The 26044-nt window shown below is 30.6% G+C and carries 29 protein-coding genes; 9 read left to right on the top strand and 20 right to left on the bottom strand.

All coding sequences use genetic code 11. From position 1 onward, the window contains the following. The first annotated feature begins 12 nt into the window (after nucleotides 1-12). From NLG42_RS17535 to NLG42_RS17505, 7 genes are all read left to right on the top strand, one after another. The gene (locus NLG42_RS17535) at nucleotides 13-1950 is read left to right on the top strand and encodes an OmpA family protein (protein ID WP_257681728.1); all 1938 of its coding nucleotides are present in this window, start codon (nucleotides 13-15) and stop codon (nucleotides 1948-1950) included. Between the two features lie 117 nt (nucleotides 1951-2067). After that, on the top strand, nucleotides 2068-2412 hold the full coding sequence (locus NLG42_RS17530) for a hypothetical protein (RefSeq protein ID WP_208861312.1): 345 nt from the start codon (nucleotides 2068-2070) through the stop codon (nucleotides 2410-2412). Between the two features lie 273 nt (nucleotides 2413-2685). Further along, entirely contained in the window at nucleotides 2686-3744 is a 1059-nt protein-coding gene (locus tag NLG42_RS17525) for a PAS domain-containing sensor histidine kinase (protein ID WP_257681727.1), read from the top strand. Between the two features lie 89 nt (nucleotides 3745-3833). Then, the gene (locus NLG42_RS17520; RefSeq protein WP_257681726.1) at nucleotides 3834-4298 is read left to right on the top strand and encodes a hypothetical protein; all 465 of its coding nucleotides are present in this window, start codon (nucleotides 3834-3836) and stop codon (nucleotides 4296-4298) included. Between the two features lie 471 nt (nucleotides 4299-4769). After that, nucleotides 4770-5552: a hypothetical protein gene (locus NLG42_RS17515; protein WP_257681725.1), complete on the top strand. Its 783-nt coding sequence runs from the start codon at nucleotides 4770-4772 to the stop codon at nucleotides 5550-5552. A gap of 192 nt (nucleotides 5553-5744) precedes the next feature. Continuing rightward, nucleotides 5745-7784 (top strand): site-specific recombinase, encoded by a 2040-nt coding sequence (locus NLG42_RS17510; protein WP_257681724.1) that lies wholly within the window; start codon nucleotides 5745-5747, stop codon nucleotides 7782-7784. 194 nt (nucleotides 7785-7978) lie between these two features. Next, nucleotides 7979-8437, top strand: coding sequence for an RNA methyltransferase (locus tag NLG42_RS17505; protein WP_089055047.1), 459 nt, complete (start codon nucleotides 7979-7981; stop codon nucleotides 8435-8437). A gap of 13 nt (nucleotides 8438-8450) precedes the next feature. Here NLG42_RS17505 and NLG42_RS17500 read toward each other — a convergent pair whose 3' ends face one another. The 20 genes from NLG42_RS17500 to mnmE form a co-directional block, all read right to left on the bottom strand. After that, nucleotides 8451-8810, bottom strand: coding sequence for a hypothetical protein (locus NLG42_RS17500; RefSeq protein ID WP_257681723.1), 360 nt, complete (start codon nucleotides 8808-8810; stop codon nucleotides 8451-8453). Between the two features lie 227 nt (nucleotides 8811-9037). Beyond that, on the bottom strand, nucleotides 9038-9307 hold the full coding sequence (locus tag NLG42_RS17495) for a hypothetical protein (protein ID WP_257681722.1): 270 nt from the start codon (nucleotides 9305-9307) through the stop codon (nucleotides 9038-9040). Between the two features lie 116 nt (nucleotides 9308-9423). After that, entirely contained in the window at nucleotides 9424-9711 is a 288-nt protein-coding gene (locus NLG42_RS17490; RefSeq protein ID WP_257681721.1) for a type II toxin-antitoxin system RelE/ParE family toxin, read from the bottom strand. After that, a complete protein-coding gene (locus NLG42_RS17485; protein ID WP_257681720.1) occupies nucleotides 9708-9959 on the bottom strand; it encodes a DUF2683 family protein in 252 nt (83 codons plus the stop codon). Before NLG42_RS17485 ends, NLG42_RS17490 begins: the two co-directional genes overlap by 4 nt. 175 nt (nucleotides 9960-10134) lie before the next feature. Beyond that, nucleotides 10135-10452: a hypothetical protein gene (locus tag NLG42_RS17480; RefSeq protein ID WP_257681719.1), complete on the bottom strand. Its 318-nt coding sequence runs from the start codon at nucleotides 10450-10452 to the stop codon at nucleotides 10135-10137. Nucleotides 10453-10598: 146 nt separating this feature from the next. Next, nucleotides 10599-10835 carry a hypothetical protein gene (locus NLG42_RS17475; RefSeq protein WP_257681718.1) on the bottom strand — a complete coding sequence of 79 codons (237 nt, stop codon included), beginning with the start codon at nucleotides 10833-10835 and terminating at the stop codon, nucleotides 10599-10601. A gap of 16 nt (nucleotides 10836-10851) precedes the next feature. After that, nucleotides 10852-11202, bottom strand: a complete 351-nt coding sequence (locus tag NLG42_RS17470) for a hypothetical protein (RefSeq protein ID WP_257681717.1) — start codon at nucleotides 11200-11202, stop codon at nucleotides 10852-10854. Nucleotides 11203-11226: 24 nt separating this feature from the next. Then, nucleotides 11227-11454, bottom strand: a complete 228-nt coding sequence (locus NLG42_RS17465) for a hypothetical protein (protein ID WP_257681716.1) — start codon at nucleotides 11452-11454, stop codon at nucleotides 11227-11229. Nucleotides 11455-11570: 116 nt separating this feature from the next. Further along, on the bottom strand, nucleotides 11571-12065 hold the full coding sequence (locus tag NLG42_RS17460; protein ID WP_257681715.1) for a hypothetical protein: 495 nt from the start codon (nucleotides 12063-12065) through the stop codon (nucleotides 11571-11573). A gap of 220 nt (nucleotides 12066-12285) precedes the next feature. After that, a complete protein-coding gene (locus tag NLG42_RS17455; RefSeq protein ID WP_257681714.1) occupies nucleotides 12286-12831 on the bottom strand; it encodes a conjugal transfer protein TraO in 546 nt (181 codons plus the stop codon). A 46-nt stretch (nucleotides 12832-12877) separates the two neighbouring features. Further along, nucleotides 12878-14797: a type IV secretory system conjugative DNA transfer family protein gene (locus NLG42_RS17450; RefSeq protein ID WP_257681713.1), complete on the bottom strand. Its 1920-nt coding sequence runs from the start codon at nucleotides 14795-14797 to the stop codon at nucleotides 12878-12880. A gap of 2 nt (nucleotides 14798-14799) precedes the next feature. Next, a complete protein-coding gene (locus NLG42_RS17445) occupies nucleotides 14800-15135 on the bottom strand; it encodes a hypothetical protein (RefSeq protein WP_257681712.1) in 336 nt (111 codons plus the stop codon). Further along, entirely contained in the window at nucleotides 15132-16235 is a 1104-nt protein-coding gene (locus NLG42_RS17440) for a relaxase/mobilization nuclease domain-containing protein (protein ID WP_257681711.1), read from the bottom strand. The genes NLG42_RS17445 and NLG42_RS17440 overlap by 4 nt, the downstream gene beginning before the upstream one ends. Then, nucleotides 16219-16542 carry a plasmid mobilization protein gene (locus NLG42_RS17435; RefSeq protein ID WP_257681710.1) on the bottom strand — a complete coding sequence of 108 codons (324 nt, stop codon included), beginning with the start codon at nucleotides 16540-16542 and terminating at the stop codon, nucleotides 16219-16221. Before NLG42_RS17435 ends, NLG42_RS17440 begins: the two co-directional genes overlap by 17 nt. Nucleotides 16543-16671: 129 nt before the next feature. Then, the gene (locus NLG42_RS17430) at nucleotides 16672-17553 is read right to left on the bottom strand and encodes a toprim domain-containing protein (protein ID WP_257681709.1); all 882 of its coding nucleotides are present in this window, start codon (nucleotides 17551-17553) and stop codon (nucleotides 16672-16674) included. Between the two features lie 231 nt (nucleotides 17554-17784). Continuing rightward, on the bottom strand, nucleotides 17785-18975 hold the full coding sequence (locus NLG42_RS17425; protein WP_257681708.1) for a virulence-associated E family protein: 1191 nt from the start codon (nucleotides 18973-18975) through the stop codon (nucleotides 17785-17787). Between the two features lie 299 nt (nucleotides 18976-19274). Then, complete coding sequence (locus NLG42_RS17420) at nucleotides 19275-19562, bottom strand: helix-turn-helix transcriptional regulator (RefSeq protein WP_257681707.1); 288 nt, start codon at nucleotides 19560-19562, stop codon at nucleotides 19275-19277. Between the two features lie 97 nt (nucleotides 19563-19659). Continuing rightward, on the bottom strand, nucleotides 19660-20505 hold the full coding sequence (locus tag NLG42_RS17415; protein WP_257681706.1) for a hypothetical protein: 846 nt from the start codon (nucleotides 20503-20505) through the stop codon (nucleotides 19660-19662). 3 nt (nucleotides 20506-20508) lie between these two features. Further along, nucleotides 20509-21636 (bottom strand): tyrosine-type recombinase/integrase, encoded by a 1128-nt coding sequence (locus tag NLG42_RS17410; RefSeq protein ID WP_257681705.1) that lies wholly within the window; start codon nucleotides 21634-21636, stop codon nucleotides 20509-20511. Nucleotides 21637-21785: 149 nt separating this feature from the next. After that, nucleotides 21786-23186, bottom strand: coding sequence for a tRNA uridine-5-carboxymethylaminomethyl(34) synthesis GTPase MnmE (mnmE, locus tag NLG42_RS17405; RefSeq protein ID WP_257681704.1), 1401 nt, complete (start codon nucleotides 23184-23186; stop codon nucleotides 21786-21788). 184 nt (nucleotides 23187-23370) lie between these two features. Between mnmE and NLG42_RS17400 the strand changes: the two genes are divergently transcribed. Together NLG42_RS17400 and NLG42_RS17395 are read left to right on the top strand one after the other, a co-directional pair. Next, nucleotides 23371-24204, top strand: coding sequence for a universal stress protein (locus NLG42_RS17400; protein ID WP_257681703.1), 834 nt, complete (start codon nucleotides 23371-23373; stop codon nucleotides 24202-24204). Nucleotides 24205-24271: 67 nt separating this feature from the next. Then, nucleotides 24272-26044 (top strand): MutS-related protein, encoded by a 1773-nt coding sequence (locus NLG42_RS17395; protein ID WP_257681702.1) that lies wholly within the window; start codon nucleotides 24272-24274, stop codon nucleotides 26042-26044.

Here is a 26044-nt window from a genome sequence, read left to right as displayed (position 1 = left end):
ACGATATTTATAATGAAATCAAAAATACTACTAAGTATCCTAATTTTAGGTTTAGGATTAGAAAGTCACGCTCAAAATAGTCAAATTAAAAAAGCCGAAAAAGAATATGAACAATTCGCTTATATTGATGCTATTAAGATCTATGAAAACGTAGCTCAAAAAGGCTATAAATCAGTCGATTTGTTTCAAAAACTAGGAAACGCTTATTATTTTAATGGGCAATTACCACAGGCAAATAAATGGTACAAAGCACTTTTTTTGCTCAATCAAACTGTTGATCCGGAATATTATTATCGTTATTCACAAACGCTGAAGTCAATTGAGGATTATGATAATGCAGATAAAATGCTGAATGCATTTAATAGAGTAAACGGTAATGATTCGAGAGCTAAATTGTATGAAGCCAACAAAGATTATTATGCTGTAATTCTTCAAAATTCAGGACGTTATAATATAGAAACACTTGATATAAATTCTGAACTATCAGATTATGGGACATCGTTTTTAGAGGATAAAATTGTATTTGCAAGTACTCGTGAACAAAGAGGGATTTCAAAAAGCATTCAAAAATGGACAAATCAGGCTTTTTCAGCTTTATACACAGCAAAAATAGGCGCAAATGGTACGTTAGAAAAAACACAACCTCTTTCGAATATTGTTGATTCTAAATACAATGAAGCTACTCCGGTTTTTACCAAAGATGGCAAAACAATGTATTTTACCCGCAACAATTATAATGAAGGCAGAAAAGGAAAAGATTCTGAAGGCAAAAATTTGTTAAAAATATACAAAGCAACCCTTATAAATGGTAAATGGACCAATATAATAGAACTTCCTTTTAATAGCGATGATTTCAGTACGGCACATCCGGCGTTGAGTGCTGACGAAAAAATATTATACTTTGCATCTAACAGACCAGGAACTCTTGGAGATTCTGATATTTATAAAGTAACAATTTATAACAATGATCTTTTTGGAATTCCAGAAAATCTTGGAAACACGATAAATACTGAGGGCAAAGAAACTTTTCCGTTTATATCGGCAGAGAATGAACTTTATTTTTCTTCAAACGGACATCCGGGATTAGGTGGTTTAGATGTTTTTGTATCTAAAATGAATGCAAACGGAAGTTTTGGAAAAGTTTCTAATGTAGGAACTCCAATAAACAGCTCAATGGATGATTTTGCCTTTGTAATTAATACTGCTAGTCAAAAAGGTTATTTCTCGTCTAATCGCGAAGGAGGAAAAGGCTATGATGATATTTATGGATTTACAGAAACCAAAAAATTGTCTTGCGAACAACTGATAGCAGGAACTGTTACAGACAAAAAAACACAATCTCTTTTGGCTGGAGCCAAAGTTATATTGCTTGATGAGCAAATGAATGTTATAAAAGAGTTTTTGACCAATGACAAAGGAAGTTTTACCTACGATAAGACCGAATGCGGAAAAGTATATTACATACGAGTTATTAAAGAAGATTATTTAACTACTGAAGAAAAAGTAACATTACCATTCGAAGAAGGAAAAACGGAGGTAAATATCGGTATAGAAAAAAATCTTGAAAAAATTACAATCGGAACTGATTTAGCCAAAGTTTTTGCAATTGAAATGATTTATTTCGATTTAGACAAATCAGATATTCGTCCAGATGCAGCTTTAGATATTAGCAAAGTAGTCGAGGTAATGAAACAATATCCTAATATGAAAATTGAGGTTGCTTCGCATACAGATAGCCGGGCTTCTAAAGCATATAATCTAGTATTATCACAAAAAAGAGCACAATCTACAATGGATTTTATGATCAAATCCGGTATTGATAAAGATAGATTGCAAGCCAAAGGATACGGAGAAAGTCAATTAATAAACAAATGCAGCGATGGTGTAGCATGTTCTGAACAAGAACACCAACAAAACAGAAGAAGTCAGTTTATCATTATAGCAATGTAAAAATTGGTAATAAGTTAACTATAAGTCATTTATTGGTAAAAGATACGCTCATTCTTTTTAGGACTGAGAAAAGAATGAGCAGGCTTCTCTTGAATAAAAATGCAAATTGAATTAGATATGAAAAAGAAAAAAGTACTCGTATATGATAGCCAGCATTGTTTTTCTAGGTTTTTAAAGTACGAGTTAAAAAAAGATTTTGCATTTGATGTCTACAAAAATTTTAAAAAATTCGACAATGTAATTAGCCATTATTCCATTATGCTGTTTGTCATTAATTCAGAAAAAGAATTATATGATCTTATGCGAATTTTTCAAAGAGGTATTCCATTGATTGTTTGCGCTTTTAATAAAGACATAAAATCAAGATTAGAAATGGTAGATGATCTTCTTTTGTTTGATGCTACCAAATTAAAATCAGAAATACGGGACGAGTTAAAATTTTACATTACCAATGCTTCGTAAAAAATAGACATAAAAAGAATATTTAAAATTAAGGTGTCTAAAGTGTAAATATGATTAAGATTTTTCTAATAAAACTATTTCATAAAATAACTGACTCCTATTTTATGACTCAAAAAAAAACTATTCTTAAAAAAGAGCAAAATAGTTTAAAGGAGCTATCGAATAAAGGGCTGGATTCAGACTGTAGTTTGAGTCTTTGGCTTGTAGATTCATATATGAAAAATTTGATAAAGAAACCTTTTGAGAAATAAAATTGCTAATAATAATTTTGAAATGAGCTTACAAAGTTTTGGCATGGGGGTTTGGCATTGGGATATAATAACGAATACAGTTTTTTTTTCTGCTGAGTCATTAAAAATTATTGAGTTAGAATCAGATGATATAATTGACGATTGGGATATGTGGTATAAATTAGTTCATCCTGATGATCTTGAAATGTACTCGGCTTTTATTCTAAGATGTTTTGACGCAGAAGTCAGTATTTACGAGCATTGCTACAGAGTATTGACGAATAGCGGAAATTATAAATGGATTATAGACAAAGCTCAGGTAATTGCGAGAGACAAAGATGGTAAACCGTTACGGGTAACCGGAGTTTATACTGACGTTTATTTTCAAACCGGAAAAGAATTAGAATTAGAAAAAACAATAAAGCATTATGATGAGCAAAACAAACTGTTATTAAATTTTACCCATATCGTTTCTCATAATTTAAAATCTCACATAGGTAATATAAAATTGCTGCTCGATGTTCATGATTTGATAAAAGATAGCAACCCCTTAGAAACCCTCGAGAATATTCGAATTGTTTCTAATGATCTTAACGATACAATAGCACATTTATCAGAGGTAGTGAGCATTCAAAATAATACAAGTATTAATGTAAAATCTTTAGATTTAAGTGAGTTCTTAAAAAAGATTTTAGTCGTAATAGCACCGCAGATAAACGAAAAGAGTGTAACCATTATCAATAATGTAGCTATTGGATCTCAGGTTATTTTTAACCCTGCTTATTTAGAAAGTGTTTTATTGAATTTAACTACCAATGCAATAAAATATGCCTCGCCGGAAAGAGCGCCAATAGTGAAATTTGATTTTTTTATCGAAAATCAGAAAAAAGTATTCACTGTGACAGATAACGGATTGGGAATAGATTTAAAGAAATATGGCGGCGTATTATTTGATATTTTCAAAACATTTCATGCTGCAGATCACAGCTCTGGTTTAGGGTTACATATGGTAAAAAACCAAATTGATGCCATGAACGGAAAATTAGAAGTAAACAGCAAAGTAGGACATGGCAGCTGTTTTAAAATTATTTTTAAAGAGTAACATAAAGCTAGATAAAGATTAAAAAAGGAATGGTGCGATTAGCTTAGAAAATTATGCCTAGTCGTAAATTAGTTTAAAAAAAATATAAAATGAAAAAGCTGCTTTTGTTGGTATTTGCATATGTTGTAAGCATAAAATGCAAAGATGTACATCATGATAAATCAAGTTTAAATCCTGTTACAAAGGAATCTAAACAAGTAAAAAATAAAATTCCTCTAACAACCGGCTGCTATATTTTTAATGATAACCATAATTTTATTTCATTAGAAATTACTAGTGTCGAAAAGGTAATAAAAGGAAAACTAATTTATTCTTTGTGGAATAAAGATAAAAACTCAGGCACTTTTACAGGACATTTAGAGAATGGTATTTTATTAGGTTATTATGTTTTTAGTTCTGAAGGAGTTGAATCAGTAAGAGAAGTTGCTTTTAAAATAAAAGGAGACCAACTTCTTGAGGGTTATGGTGAATTGAATGCAGAAGGTAACGCTTTTAAAGATGTTACGACATTACATTTTAATGCCGAAATGCCTTTGAAAAGGATAAATTTATAATCATTTAGATTTTATTTCAACTAGAATAAATATGAAAGTATAGTCATAGAAAGTGATTTTTATAATTTGAACGTCTATCAAAGTTTTTAGACAATAGTGTATTCATTTGGGCTAATTTATAAAATCGTGTTTCTTTTACTTGTCAGAATTACAAAGAATTCTAAAAAAAGCATTAATATTTAGTAATTGTAAATTAATGTATTGCAATACAGTGTATTGCGGTTTATTTTTTATGTAAATAAAAAAAAATATTTGTAATTTTATAGAGTTATTACTGCACAAAAAAAGCCAAATCTATACATAGCAGTAATAATTTCTCGGTTTTTTGCAACTCGCAACGAAGGGATGTTTTTTTTTATTTACAATCTAGTTATGCCTTACTCATAACTTTTTTTATAATAATTTTTTAAGTCTAGTTGTACTAGCAACATTAGATAGGATCAAGTATTATTTTTAACTTATTCATTAAATATGAGAAATAAGTACTTAAACTGTATCATTATTTTTTTTACATTTTTTGTATCTCAAGAGATATTGTATGCACAAGCTCCGGGTGGGATAAATGCGAATCTAAGACTATGGCTTAAGGCCGATGCCGGAGTAATCACAAACGGCAGTACCGTAACCACCTGGCAGGATCAAAGTGGCGGCGGTTTTAATGCAGTACAGAATACTGTTTCTAAACAGCCCAGTTTTACCGCAAGTTCTGAGTTTTTTAATGGCAACCCTGCTTTAAATTTCGATTTAGCTGATGATGCTATGACTACTACAGCTTCTATAACCAGTAGGCCTTATAGTTTTTTTGTGGTTTATAACAGTACAAGTACTACAGTAACTCCTCGAAGAGCTGTACAGGGCAGTAACAATTGGTTGATGGGACCGTATAATAATATATCTAGATTTTATGCCGGAGCCTTTGTTGATTTAGGAGATAGGGCTATTGGAACCAAGGCAACAATTAATACAGGAGTAATTACGGTTGCAGCTACTAATAATGCGACTTTTTATTTTGATGGAAGAATAGCCTCAGTTGGAGCAAGGGTTACAGCCACAGGTGCACCTGGCATCATAAATTTGGGAGGTGCAGGTGCGTATCCTGCACAAACAATGGGAGGAAGTATCGCAGAAGTAATTGCTTACAACACAAACCTTACTACACCAGAAAAATATAGAGTCGAAAGCTACCTCGCCATAAAATACGGGGTTACTTTAAATCCGGAGGTTCCAACAAATAAATTAGATTTTTTTGAATAAACCAGCTATTTAGAACAGCAAGTTAAAAACTGTCTAGATTATTTTTGGACAGTTTTTTTATAAGTAAAATTCTTTTCTACAGAGTATGTAATCAAGAATTGATTTAAATGCCTTAATTCAATACTAATTTGACCTTTTTTAATAAAAAGAATGTGTTTATTTGTAAAAACAGCAATAATTAAACTTGATAGAATGAAATTGAGGAGAAAACCTAAAATGACATTGAAATACTTTTTCGAAAAAAACTTTAATAATGAACAGTTATGGAAATCTAAAATAGAAAATATAGAGCTGCTAGTAGAATTAGTAAATTTAATTCGTCCTAAAAACCCAAAAACAGATGCTTTAGTTGATTTATCAGAATTAATTAATCTTCTGCAAGAGAATCAAAATTATCGTGAAGGATTGATGGTTTGCATCAACGCTCATTTAGAAAAAAAGAAGTTCAATAAAATTCTTTCAGATGCAGGAATTCTTCAAGATGCTAATTTCTTTTTTGAAGTCCGAAAAAGGATTTTCGCAAAGTTAATTCCCGAACAGCCTGAAAAAGATACATTACAATTTATCTTAAATCAGATATTCTTTGTCAATACCGATCCAATATGGATTAAAAAAATACCGCAAGAGCAAATATTCGAGCTTTTTTCATTGTTGCAGTTTCGTCCTATTTACGAAACCGATGAAGATAACTCATCGTTTAACGAGCTTATTTTTGCAATGGAAGTTCTTACCTACAGAATTTGCGGTTCTGCAATGGAAACAGATGTAATACGCATGGTTCCAGAATATGAAAATCTCGAAAGTCCATTTATCGCTTTTCAGCGAGAATTATTGCTAATGAATGAAAGAATAATCGAATCTTCTGAAAAATCAATTAATGAAGATGATTTAGGCTACAAACAATTAATTATTCTGCACAAACAGTGCGTAGATTATATAGAAACCGCATTTAAAAACAGTAGTAAATTTGGAATTTCATTACATGTTAATCAAAGCCTTTTACGAATCCGCCAGCAGCTTCAGCGTTTAAAAGCATTGTTGCCGCTTTTAATACAAGGTAATAATGAAGAGGCTAAAAGAAATACGATTTCACTTTCGTATAAACTTATTAAATACAATTGCGATAAAAACAATATTCAGAAACTAGTCAATGAAAGCACCCAGCTTTTATCATACGAAATAACACAGCATACTGCCAATACTGGCGAACATTATATTACCAATGATCGTAAGGAATACTATAAAATGTTTTACTCAGCGGCCGGAGGAGGTTTTATAGTTGGAATACTTTGTATCATCAAACTCTTGCTTGGAAAAGTTCATACCAGTGGATTTGGGCATATTTTTCTATACAGCATGAATTATTCTATAGGATTCATCATTATATATATTCTTGGTTTTACACTTGCTACGAAACAACCTGCAATGACAGCTTCAGCATTAGTTAGAGCTTTACAAGAAGGATTTAAGCATAAATCGCAAGACAAGAAAAACTATAAGTATAAAGAATTTGCCGTATTCTTTGCGCGAGTATTTCGTTCACAATTTATAGCATTTGTTGGGAATGTAATGATAGCTTTTCCAGTTTCATTACTTGGAATCTGGCTTATCGATCAAGCATTTCATGTCAATATTGCCAAAGAAAAGTGGCCGACTTTAATTTACGATTTAAATCCTATTTACTCAGCAGCAATATTTCACGCCGCTATAGCAGGAGTCTTTTTGTTTTTATCTGGAATTATTGCCGGTAGTATTGCTAATCGCGATAAACACAACCATATTTACTATCGTATTCAGGAACATCCGTTGTTGAAGTTAAGTTTAGGTAAAAAGTGGACTAAGAAACTAGCATCGTTATATGAGAAAAAATGGGCAGGAATTATTTCCAATTTTTGGTTTGGTGTTTTTATGGGAAGTACTGTTTTTATTGGGATTTTCTTCGGATTAAATATCGATATCAGGCATATTACTTTTGCTAGTGGAAATTTTGCAATGGCATTATATGGCGCCGATTTTTATGTCACTGAATGGATGTTTTTCTGGTCTATTTTGGGGATTGGGATTATCGGTTTAGTCAATTTTATGGTAAGTTTTAGTTTGTCACTTGGTCTTGCATTTCGTTCGCGAAACATTCCTCTTTTAGAACTGAGACAAGTGGCACGTGCAATTTTTAGATATTTTTTAAGCAAGCCTTCGCATTTCTTTTTTCCGCCAAAGAATAATACGCCTTAGAGTTTGATATAGTTATTTTTAGTAAAGTGTTGAATTCGAGTGTTTTATTAGTGGTAAATTAGAATTAAACGAATTTCGTAATTATTTGACATATCAGCTATGAAGCAAAAATGATAAACAGTATAATGAATATAATTTCCCTAGTCATAGATAAAAAATTGATTTATACTTAGACAGTTTGTATTTTTGCCCTTATGAATGATAATTTTACAAACGAATACTTTGGAATAGGAATACAAAATGGTAAAACGCCTGAAAATTTGGGTGTTTTGTGGCGATCAGCTCAAAACTTAGGTGCGACTTTTATATTTACCATAGGAAATCGATATGCCAAACAAGCCTGTGATACTCACGATGCCGTAAAAGCAATTCCTTATTTTCATTACGATACTTTTGAAGCTTTCCTTGAAAACTTACCAAAAGGAGCGCGATTAGTAGGTGTTGAACTAAACGAAAGAGCTTCTGATTTAGAAACCTACGAGCATCCAAGACGTTGTGTTTATTTATTAGGCGCAGAAGATCACGGTTTATCCAAAAAAGTAATGGAAAAATGCCACCATTTAGTAAAATTCAAATCAGTAAAAAGTTTAAATGTTGCCGTGGCAGGAACTATTGTTATGTACGATAGAAACTTGGCTAAACCGCGTTCATAAAACGATAATTTCTTTAGTTTAGCTTTTCAGTACTTTTTATCCTCAAACAATGTTCAGCTCCTAAATAGAGCGGATTTCCGTGTTTTTCCGACCAAAATCCATCCAAAACATCTTTAGTTATGCATCGATAGACAGCAACTCCCTTGTAAGTTTTGTTGTCTTCACCTTTATAGCTGAAATTTATGACCAGAATATTGTCTTTAAAGAAACCAGAACCTTTTTGTTCTTGTGAATTATTAATAAGCCACTTTGCTTTAATTCGGTTGTTTTTATCCAAAGATAAACTCAAAATACCTTTATAGGTTATTTCATGGTTTTCGTCTTGATTCTTTCCCGAAATTGAATAATCCCCAACTAAATCTTGTATTGTCATTTATTTCCCGATGCAATAAGTAACATTGCTTGTTTTTAAAGGGGTTAGAAGGGTAGAGGTGTACAATGGGTGTAGTGATTTAATAAAGCAAGAAGGAATTAATGAAAGTAAAAAATAGTTTATACTTGATTAAACTTGGCTTTAGAAAGTTAGAATAAATTCAAACGAACTTGTTATTTTCGAAAAAAAATAAGACTCAAATGTTTTTTAATTTTTTATTCAACCGATCAAGAAAAAGGATTAATTAGTAATTTTGAGAATAATTTTATATAGTCTTTTGACATTTCAATAGCACTTTCTCTTTCTGAATCATTTTTATTCTCTACGTAGATATTTAATATTTCTATTATTTCATCTGTATATTTTTCGTTTGCGGAATTAAACTTATTAGCGTTATTCTGTCTTGAAATTAATCCAGTTATTGGCTCACAAATTGAAGCATAATCTTTTTTATGTTTTTCAAGTGTTGATTCAAGTTTTTGTTCTAAATCTTTCATATTTGTGTTATTTCAGGTTTCGTTTTCGTAAGCTGACTACTAACATATTTATACAAGCCATAGGATGGTATTGGCTTTATACAAAATCAACCCTAAGTATGATTTGTATATTTTAATTATTTATTAATTCTTATTGAGTTTTGGGAAGTATTAAAAACAGATAATATAGTAATGTCAATATCACCAATCAAATAGATTATTTTGTAAGTCCATTTTGGGACAAAACGAATATTTTCATCATTAAAATATGGTTCTTTAGGATACTTAAAAGGCATATTCGAAATACTTTCTGCAATAGATACTAATTCAGTAATAACGTTTTCTGCATTTTGAGGGCTGTTTAAAAAGATATAATCATAAATATCTTGAAGCTCTTGTTCTGCTCTAGATTCCCAAATAATCATTTTTTAAGAATATGACTTAGTACTTGTTCAGAAGTAAACGTTTTAGCCGTTCCATTTTTTACATCATCAATACGATTCAGTATATTTTCTTTATATTCAGAAACAGAAAAAGCTTGACCATTCGGAGTATATCCGACTATTATTTCATCTTCATTTTTTGTTTCAAACATCATTCCCATTTCTTTTGCTAAATTTTTCAAAAGAGATAATTGTGTTTTGTTTTTAGGATGTAATATTATGGCTTCCATTATTTAAAGTTTTTGCAAATTTAATAAATACTATTGTAAAGATAGAATATACTAATTATTTATACAGTATATTTTTAAATTAAAGTACATTTTTTTAAATTAGGTATCAGTAGAACTATTCAGGTAATAGGCTGTAGCTAAAAAAAATCCTACCGAAGCAGGATTTAAAATATAGTTACTTAAAGTATAACCCAATAATCATCAATGCTAGCGCAAAAAATACCCCAACTAACCATTTAATCATTTCAGTTTTTGTGTTTGCTAAATCTTCTTTAGATGCTATGTCATAAAAAAAATCAAACTCACATTCTGTAAAGTTTTTATTTTGTTCTTTATAAAATTCTTTCATAGATTCATAAGCCGAATTAAAATCTTCTACAGCTTCTTTTACAGTTTTGCCAGTTCCATGAATTCCGTAGCTTAAAGTGTTATTTTCAATATACACGCTATAAGTTCCGTCATTACCTATTTCAATAAATGCTTTTGCTTTCATAAAATTTATTTTAATAATTATTAACTGGCCAGCTGTAAGCACTTTTTGTGTTTTCACGTTATTTTGCCTTTCTGCAGCTCGTTCCTGGTTCTCGTTTTCACGTTATTTTGTATTCCTGAAGAAAAGACCCGGAACAGGTTTTTACGTTATTTTTTTATCCATGTAATCAATTTTTCCCATATCTCTAATGCTTTAACTTTCATTACATCCAAAGTATTAAGTTTAGGTATTGGATAATGCTTATCTTCATAATCTTTAATCAAAACAATCAACAAGGCTAGTTCATCATCTTCGGGTGTATTCGGTTCAGCGTGAAAAATCTCCATAAGCCGTAAAGATGCTTTATTGTAATCTTCTTCTGTTTTTAAAACTTTCCAATCCATTTTAATTACTTCGCTCTTAATTGTATTCTATTTCAATTTTTTTCCAATTTTCCATATCAAAAATTTTAAATGGTTTAATTCTTAATTCGGTTGGATTATGTTTTGAAATAGCAAATAACATGGCTTGCCAGTGAAATCTTAGCACTTCAAATTCATCTATTGCGATACTAAACTCCACACCAAGTTCTTTTTTAAATATGAGTATATGCATAAAAACACTCCATTGTTCAGTTGCTTTTAAATCTTCATTATTAAAATTATCAGTAGTCCAATATTCAATTAAATACTGCGGAACTTGATTAGATAAACAGTTAGGATTTTCATTTATAAATTTGATACTTTCCTTAAATAATTTCTCGTTATTCATTTAGACATTTCTTTTAAAGTTAATTTATTTTCTCATTTCCCGTTTTGTCATTTTAGCATAGTAATGCTTTCCATCTTTATCAAACTGGTAAATATTCGAGACTTCTTTAATCATAGGTAATACATCGTCTCTTTTTGCTAATCTAACCTTTACCAATCTGCGGAATCGCTTGTTTGCAATGGTTTTATCACGCTTTTCGGTTTCCTTTTTGGTATAACCAACTATTTTATTTTTTCTATAAGAACGACTCATGATTAATTCAATACCTTTTTAGTTGTAAAAAGCCAATTTTGTATGGTGCAAAAACTCAATATACTTTTTCAATTAAAAGAATTTAACTGAAAAAGCATATTTATTAATTATCCCGTTTATTCAGATTCAAGATAATACGTTACTACCCTTGTAGTATAGCGTTCGTCGTAGAAACTAAATTTAAGTGTTTGTTTTCCGTCCCTGTAGCTGATAAATACATCAGTAAGTTCTAAAAGCTCACTTTCTTTTTCTCCTTTGTGAAATATTTCCATAGAAATAGTTTTTTTCGCCTTGTCATAAGTGTAATTAAAATAATCGTCGGAAGGTTCTAAGGCATTGCTACAAATATCAGAACCATCAGCCCAAATTCCTTTGTTACCATTGTTGAATGAAAAAGTATCATCAAAACGACAATAGCCACGGTCTTTTTCTTTACTCATATCTGTATTAGGAACTCCATCTTTGTCTAAATCAACAGGCAAATCTGTTATAATTGATTTAATTTTGTAAGTACCTGCAAGTTTTGGCTCCAAAACCTCGATTTCTTTGGTACAAGCCATTAAAGAAAATGTTATCATTAACATTCCTATTTTTCTAATGTTTTTTTTCATATTTATTGTATTTATACTGTTTAATTAATCTATTTAAGTGGTATAGTATCTAAGTCCAATTCCTGTCTGAATTAGCGTGATAATATTCGTTTATTTTTATGAATATCGTTGTTCTATCATTACTTTCCATAAGTAACATGGTTTATCCTTATGGTGGCAAATGTCACTTAAATCCAGTTTACAAAGGATTACAAACATTACTTATGTAACGAAAGTTTATTTAATTGGTATAGTATCTAAGTCCAATTCCTGCAAACGGAACAAATTTTCCTAAATCTGAATTAGCATGATAATACTCGTTTACTTTTATGAAAAGCGTTGTTCTATCATTAATAAGGTAGTCAAAGTCTAATCCCACATAAGCCCCGTAAATGAATTTTGATTCGTCCAAAATCAAACTGCCATTGCTTAAATTTAAATTTTTGTTACCGTTCACTATTTCGTAGCCAAGTACTACACCGCTCCCGAAGACAATCCCAAATTTTCTATTTTGAGTAAGATACAAGGGAACAGAATACCCCAAATTAAGCGTAATGTCGTTGTAACCTATTTTATCTTCTCCGACTTTGTATTTAGCATCGGTTGCGAGAATAGAAGCTGAAATTGAATTTCTGTCGTTGATGAAATAATTATGACTAAACATAACACCATAACCATCCTGTGTTGCCCCAATGCCAACACCAAAAGCATTTTTGTAGGTTTGGGAATAACCTTTTGTAAAAGCTGATAGTAATAATACCCCAAGAAATAATTTAGTTTTTTTCATTTGTAATTGATTTTAATTTATAAAAATTGATTTTGAATAATTGTTTTTAACTTGATATAATTTCTTTGCATTCTGCAATGATTTTATAGTAGTTCTCTTTCATAATGCTATCGCTTATCGGTAGCTTTTGATTGATATATTTCCCTTGTATCTCGTCTCTTAAAAATTGAGTTTTTAAAAATTCACGAGGAGTGCCTTCGGCAACGAGACCGTAGAACTCTCCTTGTGCCAAATTGACTATATCGTTAATCTTTACACGATTACGTTCCTGTATGTTTTCGCTAGTTCCTGAACTAGTGTTGCTCCCCAAGTGGACGAATTTGCCACTTGTTCCGTCACCTGAACTTTTTGAAGTAAATACTTCGTCCTTTTTGCCGAATAGATTTTGAACCATTTCGGCGGTTTTGTAATTCGTAGTTCTTCCAAAGAATTGATTTCCTAAGTTTGAAATAATAACCTGTGCTTTTCCCTCCCCATATTTATCAGCCAATTGAGCATAATCTTGCACTCCAAATATTGTAGCGATTTTATTGCTCCTCGCAGTAGCAGGAATTTGTTCAATATTTGGGATGAAAATTGTTGGAGCTTCGTCTAATAACACAACTGATTTTTGCTGATTAGGTTGATTCATTTGCCTAAGCGCTACTGAAATAATAAGTGAGATTGCAGGAGTGTAGACGGTAGGTAGCGTACTGTCGTTAGAAATACACAGAAATTGAGGGTTCTCGGGATTGTTTAAATGTAAATCTACATCGTTGCTTGAGAGCAACCAAAATATATCGGGAGCATTAAGCGTAGATAAAGCATTTTGAAGGGTTGCAAGCATTCCTGCAATTGTACGGTCTGCATTTCTATCAATAGATTCCTGCAATGCAGCTAACATACCTCTTGCTTCGGGGTCTTCCGATATTTTTTGAACTAAAACATCAATTGAAGTTTGTACTATAAATGATATCACATGTGGTAGCGTACATATATCAGGATGTTTTTGTCTTAACCACCAAACGACAGAGACTAAAATGTTTTTACTACTGCCTAGCCAAAAGTCCATTTTCTTAATTGATTCAGGAAGTAGGTTATTGATAATCACCTGACTATAATCATTTGCTATGGCGATTTTGGTTAAGTATTTTGGATGTATAGGATTTACCCTGTCACTTAATAAAGCATTTTTAAAGTCAATGGTTTTGACTTTTATGCTTGAGTTTTCATAGCTCAATAAAACTTTTTCTGTTAAGTCCCCTTTAAAATCGTAACATATTCCCGTAAAATGTTTTTCCGATAACTGCTGTATAATTCTTTCAAATATTGAGGCGCTTTTTCCAGAGCCAGCCCCACCACCAACATATATTCCCCTGTAGGGATTATCTAAGCTTATTTCGCCTTTATTTGTTTTAAAAGTAAAGCTATCTTCTTTTTTGGACTTTTCTTTAATTTTACTGAATTTCTCGGTTCGAGATGGTTTCTTTAGGTTCTTAAACTTTAATAGATAAATCGCATAAAAAATGGGAGTTATACAGCTTATTGCCCCAAAATCTCCAATAAGTATACTTAACAGTTTTCCTGATATCGCAATCAAAAAAATGATTAAAATATTGTTGATTATAGTACTGATAATTACCCTTGGGAATCGCTTTTGTTTCGCATGATAAAATGAAACATAAACTATCGATGGAATACATAAAATCGCTCCAAAGTTTGCCCAATATGGCATCTTACTAGCTATGAATTTTGAAAACAGATACAAGAAGTTATTATATCCATTTGCTAAGTAATCTGGCTTTAACTCTTTTAATTGGAAGCTATAAGAGTCAGTCCATAAATTAGTTATAGAAAATCCAAACAAATGAGTTTCCAAAATTATAATGCTTGCCACTACCGAAATAAGAAAAATTACTTTCAATATTTTTCCAATAATACCCACAAGTGTGTTTGCTTCTCCAATACTTATACCTTGTAATGACATGCCTATATTGTTTTAAATGTTAATATTATTAGGATTAGAATCAGTAGACTTACAGCCAAAATCAGCAAAATATTAGTTCCTAATCGTTGCCTATTATTTTCATAACTCTGATTGTTTTGCAATTCTTTTATTTGTTGTTTTTGAGCTGAAAACAAATTATTCCAGTGGGCAATTATTTCTTCTAACCGTTCTGTTCTTGGCTGTATTTCAATTTTTTCTGCTTTTTCCATACAGATAGAAAATTCCTGTACTAAATTTGATTGCTCTGAAACTAGTTTTTCTAGTTTTTTGGTTTCGTCAGCGATGATTTCTGCTATTATTTCGATGTTTTTACTCATATCCCGTAATCTTGTTCTAATTTTAAATTATTGTTTGGTTTGTCTATTTGAGCATCTTCAATTTTTTGAAGATTTTTAGCGTATTCAATGTCTTTTGAAATTGACTCTAAGCGTTGTTCTTCAGTATTTTTTAGTTCGATTTCTGCCATTGGTTTAAGAACTGTTTTCAGGTATTTAAATTCCTGTTGTGACATTTTCTGTTTTCCCACTGCCTGAGAAACTGATTTTACTCCATTATTGCTAAATTGACTTACTTGATATTTAATCTCTTTTGGAATTGCATTACCTAAATTTTTATCATTTCGACTTTTCGCTACCTGTTTACCTTGTACACGCTTCAGAGTAGTATCTAGATTATGATTTAAATCGTTTTTTAAACCAATTTTAATTAGACCACTACCAGACATCGAACGATGAATTTCACTCGCTTTAAAATCATTTTTCGTTTCCTTATCTATAATCCTGAAACCTTGAATCTGCCCTTGTCTATTTATGGTAGGTTTTACTTCTAATCCTTTTTCTTTCATTAGTAAAATGTAATCTTGAAAGCTTTGAGGTTTTTGCTTTAAAACTTCCTGATGCTTTTTATAGATTTCCGCTTTGATTTCTTTTAGCTCATTTCTGTTTTTTTCAATGTTTTGAAACATCTTGTCCCTTGCTGAAATCAATCCTTTTTCTTTCGCTATTTCATTAGCTTTTTGAGAAGACTTCTTCCCGATAAAGGAGTCATTATAGGCATTGCCTTTGTTGTCAATTCGGTTTACATATATATGTAAATGGTTGTGGTCTCTATCTTTATGAACGTAGGCAATATGCTGGTGCTCTTTTAAATTCATCTTTTCAAGATAACTTTCGGTGATTTGCTTAAAATCTTCGTTTGTTAATTTTCTTCCGTCTTCAGGCTCTGGACTTAGTACAACTGAGATAGTATTTAGTCTCGTATTAGAATTTAGATTTTGATATACCTTAAACTCATTTTCAATTTCTAATCCAGTACTACCAATTACATTATGCCTAGTGATTTCTTCGGCATTCAATTTGTCTTTTCCATAGTCAATTGCATTTGATGTGTGTCCGATGCTTTTAGCTTTGCCTACCATCACTAAAAATTTTTAGAACTGAATCAGTTTGTTTAACCGTTTTCATTACCTCAGAGGCAAACAAAGAATCTTTATCTTTTAGAAGATTATTAATTTTGACAAAACCATTTCGTATGTAATGTAGATTCTCAAAAGCTTTTAATTCTTCCTCTGTAAAAACAGATTTGTTTTTACGTTCTAAGGCTACCATTCTGCAAAAACTAGCAGTATTCATTTTTCGGTTTTTTGCTTTTTTTTCAATGATTTTCTTCTCAATGGTTGTAGTTCTGAACATTATAATTTTTGTTCTTGCTTGACTCATAATCATGATTTTTAATTGTTGTGTTTTTCATTTGCGACCATCGGGAGAAAATGCAAGATATGTTTGTAGCGATAGCGGAAAACACATCTTGAAATTCTAAACTTTGCGTATATCACTATGCGCTTATAAATTGGGTTAAATCTTTGAAACAGTTTGTTTAACTTCCATTCCGCAGGCTGTGAACCATTCATTGTAATCCTTAAAATTGCTATAGATTTGGGAAGAATCTTTCGCATTTGGAAACGTTTCTAAAATTGATTTTGTAGCTCTGAAACCAGCATTGTCTCTGTCAAAAAAGACTTTGATTTCATTAAAGTCTTTTAACTCTAATTTTGCTTTTTCTAATAAAGCGATTGAGTTTAAAACCAATATGTTTTCCTCAAATTTTGGATTCATTTCGGCATAGCTTAAAAAGTCCATAAAGCCTTCAAACAGCAAAATGATATCTGATTTATTAGGAGATTTTATCAGAGTTATATCTTTCTTTAAAATAGACCCTTTATAGAAGCTATTGCGCAGTTCAAACCCCTTTGATTGATTCTCGAATCCGATAGCATATAAATGTTTTGTGTCGATTGTAAATTTTACTTCTTTTAGGTAATTCCAATTTTTACTCGAAATACCACGCCCTATTAAGTACTTTTTTAAATTGTAATTTTTTAAATCACTTATTTCTGTTATTCCTATATTTCTTTCATTACAACTGACTTTATTTTGCTCATTATTTTGCTTTTGAAATAAAAAAGGAGAAACTAAATTAAAACCACTTAAATAGGCTAAAGCATCACTAACAGTACAGCGTGAATGTTTTACGACAAAATCAAGGGTATTGCCTCCAAAACCACTAGAATGACAATACCATCTATTCTTTATGGTATCAATCTTAAATGATGGTGTACGCTCTTTAGTAAATGGGCTTAAAAACCAAACTTGTGACCCATTCACTTTTTGTGGATGAATTCCGATTCTATATAATACGCTTTGTATTGAAATCTCTTTTGCTTGAGTACTATTCATGGCTTTAATTTTTTAATTTTATCTAAGTATTCACGGATTTTACTTACCTACTTACCTAATCTAATAAACACAAGTGTTTACGTTTTTTTTAAATTTACCTATTGGTTACCTTTCTTACCTATTATTTAAGGTAAGTATTAGGTAGGTTCATTTATATCCACTTACCTTAAAATAATCCCATGTTTAAAGGTTTTAGGTAAGTAGGTAACTTAGGTAAGTCGATTTTTTAAATTAATTCATTATCTCTACTGGGCTTATTTTAAATCTTGGTTTTGCTAAATAACCATATACTTGTTTTTGAGGGTGTTTTACTCTGCTAAACTTAAACCCACTAAGTGCTTTACCAATTTTTTCCCTGTTGAGTTTTAATCCTATGGGAATTAGCTTAGTCATTATCTCTGTAGCTGTATTGAAATAGAGAATGTTATCTGTTTTTTCAAAATATTTAATTACTATTTCTTGTTCAATAGTAAGACTTGTATATTTTTCATTTCTCTTTTCATTTTCAATAACATCGTGTTGCGTTAATTCTGGCTCAAAACTCTTGTCATGATATGCCAAATAATAGGCTTGCGACCAAACGTCATCCATATCAATCTCTTTAGAATAATTGAAATTGAGTTTACCTATAACATCAAAAATTATCCATCTTACTGAACCAGTTTCGTCAGTAAGAAATTCAGTTCTATTGGTAGAGCCGACGAAAGAACAAATTCTTGGTAAATTTTCAGCTCGTCTTTCATATGGTAATCTTTCATTAATAAAAACTTTACTAATTAATGATTTCAAGTAATTTACATCAGTTTTACCCATAATGTTTAATTCTTCAAGATTTATAATTATATTCTTACACATTTTTATGCGAGAATCTTTATCTGTCCCAATATCTTCTGCGATATAACTTGAAAGTTTTTTTGGAATGAAAAATTGAAAAAATGTGGATTTTCCGGCATGTTGGTCACCGTTAGCCAATATAATGGCATGCTTATTTATTTTATCTTTTTCAATAGCACATTTAACAGCTCTGGCAAACCATTTTTTTAAATGATACACAAATGCTTCATCATCATTCGTTTTCACGTACGAAGCTAGTTTCTTAATGTAATCAACTTCATTATTCCATTTTGGTAGCTTTAAAAGATATTCTTCGATAGGGTTATATCGCTCAATTAGGTTTGATTTGATTAGAATTTCTAATTTATTATAATTGGTTTCGATATTATTTCTAGTTAACTCAATAAGCAATGAATTTAGATTTAGTGATTCCCATGTGTTATTTCCAATAATGTTTATTTCATAGTCTAGCGATATTGTATTAAAACGAATTCTATACTTAGAATCAACGTATTTTATAATTCTATCAAATATGGTATTCGATACTGTATCAATTTGATACAATACATCCTGAGATTTATTTTCCATTGTAATACGTTTATATGGAAAACTTTGCGTAAATTTGCATCGTCTTCAATTTAAAAATTATGATAGACGTAAAAAGCTTTTAGCGAGGTGTTTTTTACGTCTTTTTTACTTTTACTAGTTTTCTAAATTGTTTTTTATGGCTTTTGAATAAAGAATGAGAAGACAGCTATTAAGCAACATTACTATAGACTTTAATAACGGATAAGCCGAATACTTGAATAAGTACATTTGCAAAATAGCGAGGGTCGAGAAAATGATTAGTAGAATAACTAATCGAATGTTTTTAGCTTCCATATTAGTTATTTTTTTGTAGAATTAGTATATGATACAGCCTCTTGTTCAATTTGAGAAATTGATTTAGACTTGTTTTTCATTAACCATTCATCAATCTCAGTTTTTGTAAAAAAGAGTGTTCGATTGTTGGGTTTAGAGTAGGGGAGTATATTATTATGTACTAATTTGTATACATAACTTTTTGAAAACCCAGTGTAGTTTACAACATCATCAACAGTAAAGATTTGTTTTGATGTACCGATTATAAGAGTTTCTAATCGGTTTAATTTTTGAAGGATTGAATTGCTTTCCATAAGTAACTTTTTTTATTGTTATGTTATCTTTATGGGAGCAAATGTCAATAAAAGCTAATGCTTTAAGTATTACTTTCGTTACACATGTAATGAAAGTTTATTTTGGGAAATTATTAAAAATGCTTTTAAATTTTTCAACTAGTTTATGGTTTGGTGTGCTAACGCCATTTCTTACAGAACCATATATGAATTTTTTATTTTTTCGATTTCTAAAAAAAGGAACAAAATATTTTAGCTCAATTTCTTCATCTATCAGTTTATTGATTTCTTCATGAAAATAATATAGACTTTTGGCATCCATATTAATCATTATTTCTTTATTTATAAAGTTTTTGCAAAAATCATCTTCTGAATAATTATCATCAACAATTTCATGTATTCTCAATTTTGTCCATAAATAACTAAGCTGATTGAAGGTAAAAAAGGAATTGTAATTTATAACATTTGTTTTTTTCTGATTTTTGGAAATATTATCATCTTTAGATTTTTCAACAAATTCTTCATCGTTCGGATTCAGGTTTTCTTTGTTTAATATTGTAGTTTCATCCAATTCGATATTGGCGATGGTTATTTTTTTTTGGATAAACTTATCCATTGTATCATTTTTGATAGATGATGATAAGCCACTCTTAGCTCTTTCTTTAATCCCCATTCTGTAAATCAAATATATAGAGATTGTCAACATTATTACTATTGTTATATATGAGATCGTTGTATACACTTCGTTTGATGATGTAAGCAGTATATTGCTTAAACGGAAAGTTAAATAGAACAATGCCAAAAAAGCACCTGCAATTACTCTATCGTAATTAGAATTCCAAGAGGTTTTTTCATTTTTAAAATATTGCAAAATTACGGGATAGTAATAATTTAAAATTAAAAGAAGTTGAAATAACAGATTAAGTAATATAGAAACGATAATAATGTAGCCTATAATTTTCATTTTTTAAATATTAATGTTAGGAATTAAGTTAGCAGCTTCTTTCATCTTAGAATCAATGATTTTGGCATAAATTTCAGTTGTTTTTAGTTCTTTATGACCTAATCGTTTCGAAACGGTGTAAATGTCTGCTCCATTTTCTAAAAGTAGTACTGCATTGGTATGCCTGGCACTATGAAATGTAATATGTTTTGTTAGTCCTGCTCTCATGCACCATCTTAATATTTCTGCATTAAAATGGGCACCATATTTCAAACCTTTAAAAACTCTCTCGGATGGACTTTCTCTTTCTCCAAGTAATTTTCTTGCTTCATTTGAAATATATAGGTATTCGACTCCATCTGTTTTTTCTTGTCTAAAATTTACTCGGCTAATATCTCCCTCGTCTCTTACTTCTTTCCAAGTAAGGGTGTTTATATCTGACCATCTTAAACCAACTAAGCAAGAAAAGATGAAAGCTCTTTTAAGAACATCATATTTACAAGTAGCTTTGTTCATTGCTACTAACTCATTATAAGTTAGATATTCTCTTTGACTTTCTCCTTGCTCAAAACTTTTTACTTTTTTGACAGGATTTGTAGTAAGATAGCCATCTTCAAAAGCAGAGCGTATCGCTGCTTTGAATTTATTGTAGTACGAGTATTTAGAGTTTTGAGATAATGGAAGGTCACTTTTGGTTTTGGCATCTTTATCGAGATAATTTCTGTATGCTTTCACAAATTCTTCGTCTACTTCATTAAAAGTTGTTTTTGGACTACAAAATCGCTTTAAATGTAGAAAAGAAGCTGTCCAGTTTCCGTAATTCTTTGGGGAGTCAACTCGCTCTTCTGCTTGATTACTGTAATACTCTAAGAAGAGCGTTTTAGATTTTGTATTGTTTTTAATATCAAATTTTCCTTGAAAGTATTCCGCTTTTCTAATCGAAAGTATTTGCTCGCTTAAAACCTCAATCTCTTTATTCTCTTTTTTTTCGTTTGCAGTTTTAGGCTCTTGATGTGGATATAATTTTAAATATTCAAAATCTCTCAAATGAACACGCTTGCCATCTGCGTTAGCGGTCGATCCTTTGTAGTATTCTAGATATAAACTATATCTACCATTTTGCAGTTTTTTCTTCTTTAAACTAATTATCATAAGGTGTACATTTTTACAACTTATTTTTGATAAGGTGTACATGGAGTGTAACAAATGTACAAACTAAAGATAATACAAGAAAGTAAAAATTAAGTTAAATCAATGGTAGTCAAGTAATAGAAAGTATAAGAAACTTAAAGAAAGTTGATTTACTTCCCGATGCAGAAATTAGCAAAAATATTCCCTAACAATTCATCATTAGAAACTTGACCAGTAATCAATCCAAATTGGTACAAAGCTTCACGGATATCAAGCGCAATAAGATCACTTGAAAGATTGGTTTCAAGACCGTATTTTACTTTTTGTATCTCATCTAAAGCTTTAAGTAAAGAATCGTAATGTCTTGTATTTGTAACTATAGTTTCATTGTTACGAAGCGCTCCAGTATTTACAAAAGAAAGCAATTCATTCTTTAAATCTTCAACACCAATTTTCTCTTTAGCAGATATCAATAAAAGTTTTGCATTTAAATTTTCAAGCTTAGTTGTAATGTTTGAAACTTCATCAGCAGACAATACATCTTTTTTGTTTACAACAATTACTAAAGGTTTAAGTGGATACTTATTTTTGATTTGTTCAATTTCAGAAACAAACTCAGAACTAGAAACCTGGAACTTTAAACCGTCAAATAAATAGATCACAACCTGAGCCTGATCAATTTTTTCGAAAGTTTTTTTGATTCCAATGCTTTCAACAACATCTTTAGTTTCGCGAATTCCAGCAGTATCTATAAAACGAAAACCAATACCGCCAATCACCAATTCGTCTTCAATAGTATCACGAGTTGTTCCTGCAATGTCTGAGACAATTGCACGTTCTTCGTTTAATAAAGCATTCAACAACGTCGATTTTCCTACATTCGGCTCACCAACAATTGCAACTGGAATTCCGTTTTTAATTACATTTCCAACTGCAAACGAATCAATTAAACGTTTTAAAACAAATTCAATTCGGTTTAATAACTCATGAAACTGCGTTCTGTCGGCAAATTCAACATCCTCCTCAGCAAAATCTAATTCAAGTTCAATTAAAGAAGCAAAATTCAAAAGTTCCTCTCTAAGTTTAGCAATTTCATTACTAAATCCGCCGCGCATTTGCTGCATGGCGATTTGGTGCGAAGCCTCATTATCTGATGAAATCAAATCGGCTACAGCTTCTGCTTGCGATAAATCAAGTTTTCCATTCAAAAAAGCCCTTAAAGTAAATTCCCCGGCATCAGCCATTCTGCATCCTTTTCGCAATAATAACTGAATAATCTGCTGCTGAATATAAGTAGAACCGTGACAAGAAATTTCGATAGTGTCTTCGCCTGTATAAGAATTGGGACCTTTAAAAACAGATATCAAAACTTCGTCAAGTGTTTTTTCATTATCTATAATATGCCCTAAATGCAAAGTATGTGTTTTTTGCTTCGTTAAGTCTTTATTTTTAATGGATTTAAAAACAGAATTACCAATTGAAATAGCTTCAGCACCTGAAATACGAATTATTGCAATAGCGCCAGCTCCAGAAGGAGTAGCTAATGCAACTATAGAATCTTGATTTATCATAGTGCAAAGGTATAAAAAAAGCAGAAATCATTAAAAGAGCTTAGTGATTGAATTATGGCAGAGAATAACTTCTTTTATTTGTTCTATTAAGAAATTATTAAGTGTTAAATTCCTGATAATTATCAGGCCTTTTTGTTTTTATAATGTTTAAATTTGAGTAACAAACCTATAAAACTCAAATAAAATGAAAAAGATATTATTTCCCACGGATTTTTCTGAAGCAGCAACAAATGCGTTTGTACACGCTTTAGAATTTGCTAAGATTGTCAAAGCCGAGCTTGTTTTGCTTCATACATTTGAGATTCCGGTTTATGACAGCCAGTTCTTTCCAGAGAATTATGCCTCGATTTATAGTTCGATAGAATTGGCAAAGTTTGAAATGTTTAAAGATGAAATTCCGAAGCTTCGAGCTATTGCAGCAGAACGAAATTTAGAAGATATTGTTATTAAACACCGTTTAATGGATGGCGATTTAATCTACAATCTAAAAAATGCAGTAGAAGAAGATCAGATAGATTTTGTGATAATGGGAACAAGCGGCGCTTCTGACTGGACAAAATTCTTTACAGGATCAAATACTAATTCTGTAATTTCAGGAGTTGATGTGCCGGTTTTGTGTATTCCTGCCGATGCTAAGTTTAAGAAAATCAAAACAATTGGTTTTACAACCCGTTATCGTGAGAAAGACAAAGTAGTACTTAAAAAGATTTTGAAAATTGCAAAGAAAACAGATGCAAAAGTAAAAAGCTTATATGTAAGATCATCTGATACTGATGTTGCTGATGCAACTATTAAGGAATGGGAAAAAGAATTTGCAACTGAGAATGTAGAATTTTTAGTGCTGCCAAGTGACGAAATAAAAGAAACTATTCTTGATTTTATTCTTTATAAAGACATTGATATTCTGACAACTATCACGCACAAGAGATCTTTTTTTGAATCGATTTTTGAATCTAGTTTTAGTAAAAAAATTACAAAAGAAGTTTCTATACCTGTTTTGATAATGCACGAAAATTGAATTCGTTCTTAAACTCAAGCTTTTTGTAAGTGTAAAACCTATATTTGTATTTCATTAAACAATAAAGATGGAATTATATCAGAATAAAGTTGAACACTTCACAAAAGTTTTTAATAAAATCAATAAAAGATACAACAGCATCAGTATTTTAAGACTGTTAAGCGTTTTTTTATGCTTGTTTATGTTGTTTTATTACATCAAAACAAATCAATTATTTTATGTTGGTTTTGCTTTTTTATCTTTTGTTGGTTTTCTTATTTTAATGAGAATCCATTCTAAATTATCCTTTGAAAAAGAGCTTACAAAAGCATTATTAAAGATCAATGAAAATGAAATTTCTTTTTTAAAAAGAGAGAAGCTTCCTTTCGAAAACGGAATAGAATTCAATGATTTTCATCATCCGTATGCTTACGATTTAGATGTTTTTGGAGATCATTCGTTATTTCAAAACTTAAACCGAACTGCCACTTTTATTGGTAAGAAAACATTAGCAGAAAAATTATTAGTTCTGTTTCCTAATGAAACAATTCTTGAAAATCAGGAGGCAATTCATGAATTAAATAAAAAGATCGATTGGCGTCAGGAATTTCATGCTTTAGCAATCGTCAGCAACGATTCTAAAAGTTCTTATGAATCATTACTTCATTGGAATTCATTTAAAAATAATACTTTACCTAAAGTTTTAATTGCACTTTCAGTTATTCTTCCAACTCTTTTTTTCGGCTTTTTGATTGCGTATTTTATTACGTCTAAAATAATTTTGTTGTCCTATTTGACCTATATTTTTATATTCAATATGATGGTTATGGGGAAATCTTTCAAGCGAATTCATTCAGAAATTGCTAAAGCCGATAACGTTGATAAAATCATAAAACAATATAGTTTATTAGTTGAAAAAATAGAAAAAGAGACTTTTCAATCTAAGAAATTAATCGACTTGCAGAAACAGTTGATTTTTAAAAATGCGACTGCCAGTACACATTTAAAACAATTATCTGAATTGTTTTCAAGAATGGATACGATTAATAATTTGGTAACCGCAATTGTTTTTAATGGTACCTTTTTATTTAACCTTCATGTTTTAAGATCACTTTTAAAATGGAAAGAAAATTATTCTGAAGAACTTGAAAAATGGATTTCGATTATTGGAGAATTTGAAGCTTTGAACAGCTTAGCAAATTTAGCACACAATAATCCAGACTTTGTGTATCCTGAAATTAATACGGAATACAAAATAGGTTTCGAAAATCTAAGCCATCCATTACTAAATCCGGTAAGCAGAGTAGGAAATGACACGCACTTTTATCCTGAATCATTTATGATTTTAACAGGGTCAAATATGTCTGGAAAAAGTACTTTTTTGAGAAGTTTAGGAATTAATATGGTTCTTGGCGGAATTGGTTCAGTTGTTTGTGCTTCAAAGGCAAATATTCATCCACTTCCAGTTTTAGTTTCAATGCGATTGTCTGATTCTTTAGCAGACAGCGAATCGTACTTTTTTGCTGAAATTAAGCGTTTAAAACAAATTATGGATGCTTTAGAAGAACGTCCTGCATTTGTATTGCTCGATGAAATTTTAAGAGGAACAAACTCTGACGATAAACGAAATGGAACTATCGAGGTAGTGAAGAAAGTAATTGCTAGAAAAGCAATTGGTGCAATTGCGACACACGATATTGAGGTTTGTTTAACAACAAATGAATATCCAGAGATTTTAACAAATCAATGTTTTGAAGTTGAAATTAAAAATAACGAACTTCATTTTGATTATAAACTTCGCTCTGGAATTTGCAAAAATAAAAGTGCTACTTTCTTAATGCAGAAAATGGGAGTTATTTAA

Origin of the sequence: Flavobacterium plurextorum (assembly GCF_024638035.1) — a bacterium.
GTDB classification, from domain to species: Bacteria; Bacteroidota; Bacteroidia; order Flavobacteriales; family Flavobacteriaceae; genus Flavobacterium; species Flavobacterium plurextorum.
This window is presented reverse-complemented; position numbering and strand designations above follow the sequence as displayed.